Consider the following 10,944-nt stretch of genomic DNA (forward strand, 5'->3'; position numbering starts at 1 on the left):
TTACGACTGGCTTTTTTGGCTTTAATACCCCAGAAGCTACATCAGCATGTTAATCGCAACACTGACTCAGTCATACCGCATATTGGTATCCGCCTGACATTACGCTATCCTTTAGCCAATCTACATTGAACGGTTAATCACCGTCCCCTCAATAATCTTAAGACGAATATGACTTCAACAACTACGACGCCCTCACCCTCTCTGAGCAGGCAACTCTTTACTATGACCTGGCCGATGCTATTCGGCGTACTATCACTAATGAGTTTTCAGCTTGTGGATAGTGCTTTTATCGGTCAGTTAGGCGTTCTACCTCTCGCTGCTCAAGGCTTTACGCTGCCGATTCAGATGATCATCATTGGCATTCAAGTCGGTTTGGGTATCGCAACTACGGCAGTGATCGCGCGAGCAATTGGTGCGAAACAGACTCGTTACGCGAAACAACTGGGTGGATTGGTTGTTGTTATGGGTGGCGTGGGTGTAGCGCTATTCTCGGTGATTATTTACCTAGTGCGCAGCCCTATTTTACAGTTGTTGGGCGCGCCTGAGTCCGTCTTTCCAATCATTGATTCTTACTGGATCTACTGGCTGGTCAGCTCTTGGACAGGCGCAATGCTGTACTTCTTCTACAGCGTCTGCCGTGCCAACGGCAATACCATGCTTCCAGGTACCATGATGATTGCCACCAGTTTGATTAACCTTGTGCTCGATCCAATCTTCATTTTCACTTTGGATTTAGGTATTAATGGTGCAGCGATCGCAACGATCATCGCATTTGGCGTAGGTATTCTGATTGTGGCACCTAAGGTTACCAAGAAACACTGGCTCACGTTCGATTGGCAAGACTTAAACATCAGTAAAAGTGTTCGCTCTATTGGCCATATCATGGGCCCAGCGATGATCAGCCAATTACTGCCACCTGTCTCTTCAATGTTAGCCACCAAACTACTGGCAAGTTACGGCACAGCAGCAGTTGCTGCTTGGGCGCTGGGCTCACGCTTCGAATTTTTCTCAATTGTTTCTGTTTTGGCTCTAACCATGTCGATGCCCCCAATGGTTGGTCGCATGCTCGGTGAAAAGAACCTGACGGACATTCGCAGTCTCATAAAGATTGCAGCCACCTTTATACTTGGTTTTCAGGTCATCATTGCACTCGTTACTTGGCTATTCTCGAGCGGGTTAGCGGGGTTAATGACCAGCGACAGTGATGTGACGACAATCCTCAACTACCACTTAATGATCGTTCCAATCAGCCTTGGTCCTCTTGGTATTTGTATGCTGACGGTGTCGGTATCGAACGCATTAGGTAAGTCGTATACCGCGCTGACGATTTCAGCACTGCGCTTGTTTGCTTTCTTCTTGCCATGTTTATGGATTGGCTCTCAAGTAGCGGGAATTGAAGGTCTGTTCTGGGGAGCAATGGTGGGTAACATACTGGCAGGTACTTGTGCTTGGATGATGTATCAACGCGCACTTAAACAAGTTGAGTTAAAACTCTCCCGTCAATAATGTTCATCGACAAGGATTTTAGGCTCTAACCTCTGAAAGTAAAAAAAGGCAGCCAATCTACATTTGCGCTGCCTAAACTTTAACTGCAATAAAAGGCAACAACTTAACTGGTGCCCCTAATCATGGAGTAGATGCTCTCTCTGATGTTAAAAAACAAAATAGCCCCACCCAAACCTACAAATACAAACAAACTTATATATGTGACTTCTTCCTTTGTCATCTCAGACATTAGTGAAGCCTCTTTCTGAACAACTTCTTCTTTAAACTCAGACCTAACATCACGGTCAATAAGACTAATAAAATCAATATCTAGCTGATCTTTCATGCTAAATCACAACTACAAGTTGTGAACCAACGCTTCTTGAAGTCTTTAATGAGAGCTGCACGACCTACGGACGAACCTGCCACAGGATAACAAAAGGCATCATCAACAATTGCGTTCAGAACATCAATATTGTGACTCGATGCTTCTTCTGTAATTCTGTCTTTGTTGATGTTCATCTGTCTCGCTTTCATCACAGCTTCAGCCGCGAATGAAATGGCCAAGCAATCACTCTTTTTTATCTTTCCAACAGTACTCATCATCAATGAAAACTTTTTAAAACTAATGTTAATCATTCTAAGAAAACACCCAGAAAAAATTATGGAAAACCAAAAGATTATATTATCTATTGTCAAATTAATTTAGAATTAATAAGCCCGAATTTAATCAGGCTTATTAAATTAATGAGGTGCAGTTATAAACTCGATAACTTAGCGTTTTCAGCCTTATAGTTAAATGAACGTTTATTTATTTCCACAACGGTGCCGTCATCATAATGCACTTTATCAAGTACGTTAATTGTTGCATCTACTTCAACAACACCAAATTTATCCGACCACAGATAATCCGCTAAAATTTCAATTTCTCCATTCGGCACTGAAAGAGTGTACTCAAGCTGGTTCTTCGACAGATCACTTGCTTCAAATTCGACTCCGTTAATACGGATGGTGCGTGTTTCTTCAGCAAAAGTAATATTTTCATCAAAGAAGCTAACATCAGTTAACAAGTCAAAGTTATAATCGCAGGCAACGGTATCTTCAAGTTGACATGAAATTTCTCCAAAACCACTTTGACCATTTGGTGTCATGATGCGAATTTCTGAAAAATCATCGATGTATGTATTACCGATAGAAGTAAATAAGCCTTCAATAGACCCGGTGTTGATATCTTGTAATAAGGTTATTGAGTCTGCAATACTGAGACTTATCGTATCGTTTTCCTTGTACTGAACTAACTCTAAATCGCCCATTGGCAAGTTTGAGCTAACGTCGTAATGCGTTGCGAATTGGTTCGCTTGTTCAAACTCTTCCAACTTTTTCCATTTGTCTAACAAGTCCGGTGATGGCTTACCGGTAGAAATGCCTTCGTCTTTGCCACCGATTTTTTCTTTTATCGTTTTTTGAGACTCTTGAATTTCAGGCGCATTCTTACCATCGAATCCACATGCAGACAATGCCAATGAGGTAAACAAAATCACCACTGATTTTTTAAAAATTATCACTTAACTTTCTCTTATTATTTCAACTGATCTCCGTCAGCCTAATCCTTGGTGATAACCCAAGGTTATTCCTTCAATATGAATAAAGAATATGAAATCAATTAAATAAAATTTGTATAAATCCTTTTTACAATGGATTGGCTCATCCAAAGTATAAGGTTTAAGTTTATTCAAATAAATATCCACTTTTTTAGTGTAACTTCTAAGAGAAATATTCGAACAGTTATTAAGTAATTCAATGTAAGCTGTACATGGATTGCTCATTTGTAAGGCCTTGTAAGGGCAGATATCAAATAAAATTGTAGACTAATTATTTAATTAGTTATAAAACCATAACTTAATCGTATGATGCTTACCCTAATAAACCAATAAAATTAAGTTTAAACAATTAATTTAACCAAAATAACCTTTTGTTAAATTCAACGAGTAATCAAAAAGGAATATAAACAAGTCAATAAAACTTACGTTAGACCCACATCAACAAAGCCTCCAGCAAGCTAGTATGTAGCTTCCCCCTGATCAAGTAGGTACCCAGAGACCAGACTAACTCCAATGAACATCAGAAAAGTACTCTAGTTAAGAATCATGTGAGTCCTCAATGGTCATCACACGAGTTCCATAGATCTCACGAATTGCCCACTCATTTTGTCGCGTTTTGAGCCTGAGTCGGATCTAAATTCGTGCAATATTTGATCTAACTTTAAAAGATTACAGTCAGCAAGTGATATATAATCTACTAGAAAATATAAAAATAAAATCAACAGCATCAAACGTCTAAGCTAGGTAAGTTAAGAATTCAATATGAATGCTATTCGTAAAGTTTATCAATACGCAGAGCCCAATCTGACCTTGGTCGGTTGGATGGGTTTTGTTGGCTTCCCAGTTTACTACATTGTCTGGGAACTACTGTTCCCGCAGCCCTATGAAAACCTGCCACTGCGTGTGTTCTGTTCGACATTGTTCTTTGGCATCATATACAGACATCGCTTCCCATTTCGCTGGAGAAAGTATCTCCCGGCTTACTATCAGGTCGTCACAACGTTCTGCTTACCCGGCTTCTTCTTTTACATGCTGTTGATGAACAGTTGGTCTAACGTGTGGGTGATGTCATTTATGGCTGCCATCTTCCTGCATATCTTGCTGGTTCACATCACGAGAGTCATGTTTGCCCAAACTTTCGCTGGGATAGGGTTAGCTAGCGTGTGTGCTTGGGTCGCTCAAGGGTTTCATCTCGATATCACCATGGACTGGACGCATGTTCCCATCTTTCTGTTTATCTACCTGTTCGGTAACTTGTTCTATGTCCGTAACCAAGTAGAACACGAAGCAAGAGTCTCACTGGCTAAATCATTTGGTGCTGGTATCGCCCATGAGATGCGTAACCCACTTAGCGGTTTACTCACCTCTATCGACATTATTCAGTCGGTACTCCCTAACCCTAAGCAAGAACCGAAAACCGAATACACCTTAAACCACGACGATGCAGTTCTATTGAAAAAAGTCAGTGACGATGCAATGAATATCATTCATACCGGTAACGAGACAATTGATCTGCTGTTAACGTCGATCGATGAAAATCGCATATCACGTTCAACATTTAAGAAGCACTCGGCACAAAGTATTGTTTCAGACGCCATCAATAGCTTTAGTTACAAACGCTCAACCGACAAAAACGTCATTTCGTTGGATGTGCAGGATGATTTTGAGTTTCTGGGCAGTGACACTCTGTTTAAATACGTGATGTATAACTTGTTTAAAAATGCGTTTCATCACCGCAGTTCAGAAGATTTTCATATCCATATCACCATGGGGAGTGACGGCACCACGAATAGTGTGACAGTCACAGATAATGGTGCAGGAATCTCAAGCGATGTTAGGCGCAATATCTTCCAAGACTTCTATACAACCGGCAAGTCAGGTAGCTATGGCCTTGGGCTCCCTTTCTGTAAAAAGGTCATGCAAGCTTTTGGTGGCGATGTTCAATGCCAGTCGGAACTTGGGGAGTGGTCTCAGTTCACGCTTTCATTTCCACGATATGGATCGAGCTCAGTAGTTGAGATTCAAAATGAGCTCACCAAGCTTAAGTCGGTGCTTATGATTTGTGAGCAGAGTATTCTCACAACAAAAATGGTCGAAATCAGTCGATTTATGAGCTTTGATTTAACGATCATTAATGTTGCAACAGCTCTGAATCGCAAAGAATATGAGTTTGAATTCGATGCAGTCTTTGTTGACGTTGAAGCTCTCTCTGAAAGCCCTGAACAATTAATGGCGTTGGAGTCATTACTGTCGTTCACAGAAGCGCAGATTGTCTACTTATATGAGCATTCATCCACTAAACAGATCACTTCGATGCTTGTAGGTTCAAAATGGATCGCGACTCAAGCTTGGCTTCTTAACACCAAATCAACCATAGAAGGGATATTCTTCGATAGTGACAGCACAGCTCAACCAGAAGCATTAGAACCACTAAAAACCACCAAGAAAGGGACAATTATGGTGGTTGATGACAATGAGTCTCTACGCCGATTCACCGCAATGCTAATTGCGAAACAAGGTTTTGAAGTCATTGAAAAAGAAGATGGTCAGCAAGCGTTAGATGCATTAGACAAAACCAATGTAGACCTAATCCTGATGGATATTGAAATGCCAGTCATGAATGGCGTTGAAGCTTCTCGCCGTATCCGGGAATCCAACAAAGCTTATTCATCAGTCCCTATCATTGCTCACACGGGCGACAGTTCCCCGGTTACGCTTGAGCAGATTGGTGAATCAGGTATGTCCGACTTTATTGTTAAGCCCGCGGACAAAAACCGTTTGTTCGATAAGATTGCCAACTGGGTTTAAACACTTAAATAAGAGCTCAGTATTTCTCTGAGCTCTGTTAGTGTATTTACGACTCCTCTATCTTCCGCCTACGCAAACTGTAGCTCCTTGTGATTGTATGCTTGCTTGCACACCGTCAACACATGATCAATGTCACTCATGCTCAAATCAGAATTCACAGAAAAACGGATGATGTTATTATTTCTCGCCGTTGCAGGCCGGCAAAATACCGCACCGAACACATCATTACTTTCCAAGAAGTCTCTTACTCGTTCGGTATTTCGCTCCCCCCCGCATTCCAATGCAATAATCTGAGACTCGCTACGAATATTGAACCCTATCTCAGACAGTCCATGTTTCAGTGCTGTAGTGCGCTCAAACAGCCGCTTTCGTTTCTCATCAGCACTTTTAATAACCTGCAGTGTCTTCTCTAAACGACTGACTTCCTCAGGCAATACTGTTGAGCTGAATATCGCAGGAAAGGCGACAAAAGGCAGTGAATCCGCCATCGATTTAGGACCAAGAATCGCACCAGCTCGATAGGCAAAGGCTTTAGCCAAACTTACAGTCATAAAATCAACTTGCTCAGTAAGCCCAAGTGCATGCACTAGACCTGCTCCTTGCTTCCCATGGGTCCCTAGTGAATGGGACTCATCGACAATTAATGCGCAGCCAAACTCTTGAGCCATTTCGTAGATGTCAGCGAGAGGAGCGACAGTACCAATCGTGCTATAAACCGAGTCGACCACAATCACACCGGCGCCATGGCGTTGAAGCTGTTTGCGCAGATGAATCATGTTGTTGTGTCGAAATGGACGAGCAACCGCATTTGCAGCACGTATGCCTTCCCAGAGCGACATGTGGGCATAGTGATCGATATAGACAGGCGTATTTGCAGCACATATCGTTTGCAATAAACCGACGTTCGCCGACCAACCTGATTGAGACAACAAACAACTCTCCATTCCGACTAGCTCGGCTAGTTGTTGCTCGAACTCGGGTTTAGAGTCTTTGTCTTGCAAAAAGATCGAAGACATCACGACGCTTTGACCATCGTTTTTAATTGCGTCTCGATGCGCTTGTTGGATATCTGGGTGGTTCGACAAAGCCAAGTAATCATTGCTTTGCATCACAACAGAATTAGGCCTCGGGCGCTGGCCCTGCACCAAGTGCTTTTGGTTCATGTTTGGTGCAATCAGATCTTGAATAAAGTCGTTAAGGCGTTCCTCAACAAAGGAAGGTAATGGTTTTGTTTTAGAATTATCACTCATAGTAAGTTCTCTTCGTAATACAGAAAAACGCCAGCGCTGACAGCTGTATATTGACGAAAAAAACAGACCTGTTAAGTGGTGAGTTGCATATTTTTGCAGCCACTTGCAAACTCGGAATTTAAGGATTTAGGGAGGTGGAACAATCATTAGGATTCGGGAGTACGCCTTTTGCTCAGATGCACCGAAAATCAAAGATTCACGATGTTTTTCAAACTTGGAAAATGACGATGCTCACGCTGCGGTGTAACAGCGTGAAGCACTAATACGAAATTTATATCTACAATCCAACCAGCTATTTATGCAATATCAATAGTGACTTTACCTGTAAGCTGACCGTTAGCTAAGCGCTCGAATGCTTCCTATATAACAACCACGGGTTCATACATATACATGCTCGGATTTTTTAAGGTGTTGTTGATAATGGACGTAGCCGCGCCCGAAACAGGAACAGGAATAAATATGTAGGGGGAAGAAGTTCTTTGGAGGCTAAGTGAATGCACCAAATACCTCGAAATGAAAAAAGCCCGCTGATTTCTCAGCGGGCTTTTCAATGGTGGTGGAGGGATAGGGATTTGAACCCTAGAACCGCTATTAACGGTTGCCGGTTTTCAAGACCGGTGCTTTCGACCACTCAGCCATCCCTCCAACAAATTCTCATCAACAGATTAGTACACTGTTGAGGTTGTTATTTGCTATGCAAACAACGAAATCGAAGCCTGGCGATGTCCTACTCTCACATGGGGAAGCCCCACACTACCATCGGCGCTATTGCGTTTCACTTCTGAGTTCGGCATGGAATCAGGTGGGTCCACAACGCTATGGTCGCCAAGCAAATTCTTAAAATCTGGAAAGCTGTTATTGCGCTATTGCGTTTCACTTCTGAGTTCGGCATGGAATCAGGTGGGTCCACAACGCTATGGTCGCCAAGCAAATTCTTAAAATCTGGAAAGCTGTTATTCTCTAAACTCATTCAAGTGCTTATATCTTTGAGTCCATCAAAACCCCTTGGGTGTTGTATGGTTAAGCCTCACGGGCAATTAGTACAGGTTAGCTCAACGCCTCACAGCGCTTACACACCCTGCCTATCAACGTTCTAGTCTTGAACAACCCTTTAGGACGCTTAAAGCGYCAGGGAAGACTCATCTCAGGGCTCGCTTCCCGCTTAGATGCTTTCAGCGGTTATCGATTCCGAACTTAGCTACCGGGCAATGCCATTGGCATGACAACCCGAACACCAGAGGTTCGTCCACTCCGGTCCTCTCGTACTARACCCAGCTCGCGTACCACTTTAAATGGCGAACAGCCATACCCTTGGGACCGACTTCAGCCCCAGGATGTGATGAGCCGACATCGAGGTGCCAAACACCGCCGTCGATATGAACTCTTGGGCGGTATCAGCCTGTTATCCCCGGAGTACCTTTTATCCGTTGAGCGATGGCCCTTCCATTCAGAACCACCGGATCACTATGACCTGCTTTCGCACCTGCTCGAATTGTCATTCTCGCAGTCAAGCGGGCTTATGCCATTGCACTAACCTCACGATGTCCAACCGTGATTAGCCCACCTTCGTGCTCCTCCGTTACTCTTTGGGAGGAGACCGCCCCAGTCAAACTACCCACCAGGCACTGTCCGNCTGCTCGAATTGTCATTCTCGCAGTCAAGCGGGCTTATGCCAGCACTAACCTCACGATGTCCAACCGTGATTAGCCCACCTTCGTGCTCCTCCGTTACTCTTTGGGAGGAGACCGCCCCAGTCAAACTACCCACCAGGCACTGTCCGTAATCCCGATTCAGGGACCAACGTTAGAACATCAACACTACAAGGGTGGTATTTCAAGGACGACTCCACCACATCTAGCGACGCGGTTTCAAAGTCTCCCACCTATCCTACACATGTAGGGTCAATGTTCAGTGCCAAGCTGTAGTAAAGGTTCACGGGGTCTTTCCGTCTAGCCGCGGGTACACTGCATCTTCACAGCGATTTCAATTTCACTGAGTCTCGGGTGGAGACAGGCTTCGATCAAGAGCTTCGACCGAAGTCTAACCCCATCAATTAACCTTCCGGCACCGGGCAGGCGTCACACCGTATACGTCATCTTACGATTTTGCACAGTGCTGTGTTTTTAATAAACAGTTGCAGCCACCTGGTATCTGCGACTCTCGTCAGCTCCATCCGCRAGGGACTTCACCGATAAGAGCGTACCTTCTCCCGAAGTTACGGTACCATTTTGCCTAGTTCCTTCACCCGAGTTCTCTCAAGCGCCTTGGTATTCTCTACCCGACCACCTGTGTCGGTTTGGGGTACGATTCCTTACAATCTGAAGCTTAGAGGCTTTTCCTGGAAGCATGGCATCAATGACTTCACCTACGGNTCTCCGTCCCCCCATCGCAATTGTAAGAAGTACGGGAATATTAACCCGTTTCCCATCGACTACGCCTTTCGGCCTCGCCTTAGGGGTCGACTTACCCTGCCCCGATTAACGTTGGACAGGAACCCTTGGTCTTCCGGCGAGGGAGTTTTTCACTCCCTTTATCGTTACTCATGTCAGCATTCGCACTTCTGATACCTCCAGCAGCCCTTACAGACCACCTTCAACGGCTTACAGAACGCTCCCCTACCCCGCAYACTAAAGTRTGCAGCCGCAGCTTCGGTGTATAGCTTAGCCCCGTTACATCTTCCGCGCAGGCCGACTCGACCAGTGAGCTATTACGCTTTCTTTAAATGATGGCTGCTTCTAAGCCAACATCCTGGCTGTCTGAGCCTTCCCACATCGTTTCCCACTTAGCTATACTTTGGGACCTTAGCTGGCGGTCTGGGTTGTTTCCCTCTCCACGACGGACGTTAGCACCCGCCGTGTGTCTCCCGGATAGTACTTACTGGTATTCGGAGTTTGCAAAGGGTTGGTAAGTCGGGATGACCCCCTAGCCTTAACAGTGCTCTACCCAGTAGTATTCGTCCGAGGCGCTACCTAAATAGCTTTCGGGGAGAACCAGCTATCTCCAGGTTTGATTGGCCTTTCACCCCTAGCCACAAGTCATCCGCTAATTTTTCAACATTAGTCGGTTCGGTCCTCCAGTTGATGTTACTCAACCTTCAACCTGCCCATGGCTAGATCACCTGGTTTCGGGTCTATATCCAGAGACTGAACGCCCAGTTAAGACTCGGTTTCCCTACGGCTCCCCTAAACGGTTAACCTTGCCACTGAATATAAGTCGCTGACCCATTATACAAAAGGTACGCAGTCACGGGACAATGCCCGCTCCTACTGCTTGTACGTACACGGTTTCAGGTTCTATTTCACTCCCCTCACAGGGGTTCTTTTCGCCTTTCCCTCACGGTACTGGTTCACTATCGGTCAGTCAGTAGTATTTAGCCTTGGAGGATGGTCCCCCCATATTCAGACAGGATATCACGTGTCCCGCCCTACTCGATTTCACTGATTATGATGTGTCGGTTACGGGGCTATCACCCTTTATTGCGRSACTTTCCAGASYCTTCACCTGCATCATTAAAAGCTTAAGGGCTAATCCAATTTCGCTCGCCGCTACTTTCGGAATCTCGGTTGATTTCTCTTCCTCGGGGTACTTAGATGTTTCAGTTCCCCCGGTTTGCCTCTTGTTGCTATGTATTCACAACAAGATACTTACTTATGTAAGTGGGTTTCCCCATTCGGAAATCCCAGACTCAAAAGGTTTTTACTACCTAATCTGGGCTTATCGCAAGTTAATACGTCCTTCATCGCCTCTGACTGCCAAGGCATCCACCGTGTACGCTTAGTCACTTAACCATACAACCCGAA

The 10,944-nt window shown here is 44.5% G+C and carries 6 protein-coding genes, 1 tRNA gene, 2 rRNA genes and 1 other annotated feature; of the genes, 2 read left to right on the plus strand and 7 right to left on the minus strand.

Translation table 11 applies throughout. The annotated features are described in order from the left end of the window. Positions 1-168 precede the first annotated feature (168 nt). On the plus strand, positions 169-1,506 hold the full coding sequence (locus tag L1D60_RS07215; RefSeq protein WP_239840408.1) for an MATE family efflux transporter: 1,338 nt from the start codon (positions 169-171) through the stop codon (positions 1,504-1,506). A gap of 103 nt (positions 1,507-1,609) precedes the next feature. Here L1D60_RS07215 and L1D60_RS07220 read toward each other — a convergent pair whose 3' ends face one another. The 3 genes from L1D60_RS07220 to L1D60_RS07230 form a co-directional block, all read right to left on the minus strand. Then, positions 1,610-1,831: a hypothetical protein gene (locus tag L1D60_RS07220; protein ID WP_239840409.1), complete on the minus strand. Its 222-nt coding sequence runs from the start codon at positions 1,829-1,831 to the stop codon at positions 1,610-1,612. Then, positions 1,828-2,052, minus strand: coding sequence for a hypothetical protein (locus L1D60_RS07225; protein ID WP_239840410.1), 225 nt, complete (start codon positions 2,050-2,052; stop codon positions 1,828-1,830). Before L1D60_RS07225 ends, L1D60_RS07220 begins: the two co-directional genes overlap by 4 nt. Positions 2,053-2,243: 191 nt before the next feature. Continuing rightward, positions 2,244-3,050: a hypothetical protein gene (locus tag L1D60_RS07230; RefSeq protein WP_239840411.1), complete on the minus strand. Its 807-nt coding sequence runs from the start codon at positions 3,048-3,050 to the stop codon at positions 2,244-2,246. Between the two features lie 798 nt (positions 3,051-3,848). Here L1D60_RS07230 and L1D60_RS07235 point away from each other — a divergent pair. Further along, on the plus strand, positions 3,849-5,894 hold the full coding sequence (locus tag L1D60_RS07235) for a hybrid sensor histidine kinase/response regulator (protein ID WP_239840412.1): 2,046 nt from the start codon (positions 3,849-3,851) through the stop codon (positions 5,892-5,894). Between the two features lie 68 nt (positions 5,895-5,962). On the opposite strand, the gene cqsA is transcribed toward L1D60_RS07235, so the two are convergent. The 4 genes from cqsA to L1D60_RS07255 all read right to left on the minus strand — a co-directional run bounded on the left by cqsA (position 5,963) and on the right by L1D60_RS07255 (position 10,932). Then, a complete protein-coding gene (cqsA, locus tag L1D60_RS07240; RefSeq protein ID WP_345772861.1) occupies positions 5,963-7,195 on the minus strand; it encodes an alpha-hydroxyketone-type quorum-sensing autoinducer synthase in 1,233 nt (410 codons plus the stop codon). Positions 7,196-7,698: 503 nt separating this feature from the next. Continuing rightward, positions 7,699-7,789: transfer RNA gene (locus tag L1D60_RS07245), tRNA-Ser, on the minus strand. A gap of 69 nt (positions 7,790-7,858) precedes the next feature. Next, positions 7,859-7,974, minus strand: a 5S ribosomal RNA gene (rrf, locus tag L1D60_RS07250). 12 nt (positions 7,975-7,986) lie between these two features. Continuing rightward, positions 7,987-8,072, minus strand: a sequence feature (5S ribosomal RNA rRNA prediction is too short). Between the two features lie 88 nt (positions 8,073-8,160). Then, positions 8,161-10,932: ribosomal RNA gene (locus L1D60_RS07255) — 23S ribosomal RNA — on the minus strand. Positions 10,933-10,944: the final 12 nt, after the last annotated feature.

It is taken from the genome of Vibrio sp. Isolate30 (assembly GCF_022397975.1).
Classification (GTDB): Bacteria; Pseudomonadota; Gammaproteobacteria; order Enterobacterales; family Vibrionaceae; genus Vibrio; species Vibrio fortis.

What these genes read in the sequence shown, in the direction of transcription:
- L1D60_RS07215 (WP_239840408.1), top strand. Translation starts at nt 169, where the DNA reads ATGACTTCAACAACTACGACGCCCTCACCCTCTCTGAGCAGGCAACTC.
- L1D60_RS07220 (WP_239840409.1), bottom strand. Translation starts at nt 1,831, where the DNA reads ATGAAAGATCAGCTAGATATTGATTTTATTAGTCTTATTGACCGTGAT.
- L1D60_RS07235 (WP_239840412.1), top strand. Translation starts at nt 3,849, where the DNA reads ATGAATGCTATTCGTAAAGTTTATCAATACGCAGAGCCCAATCTGACC.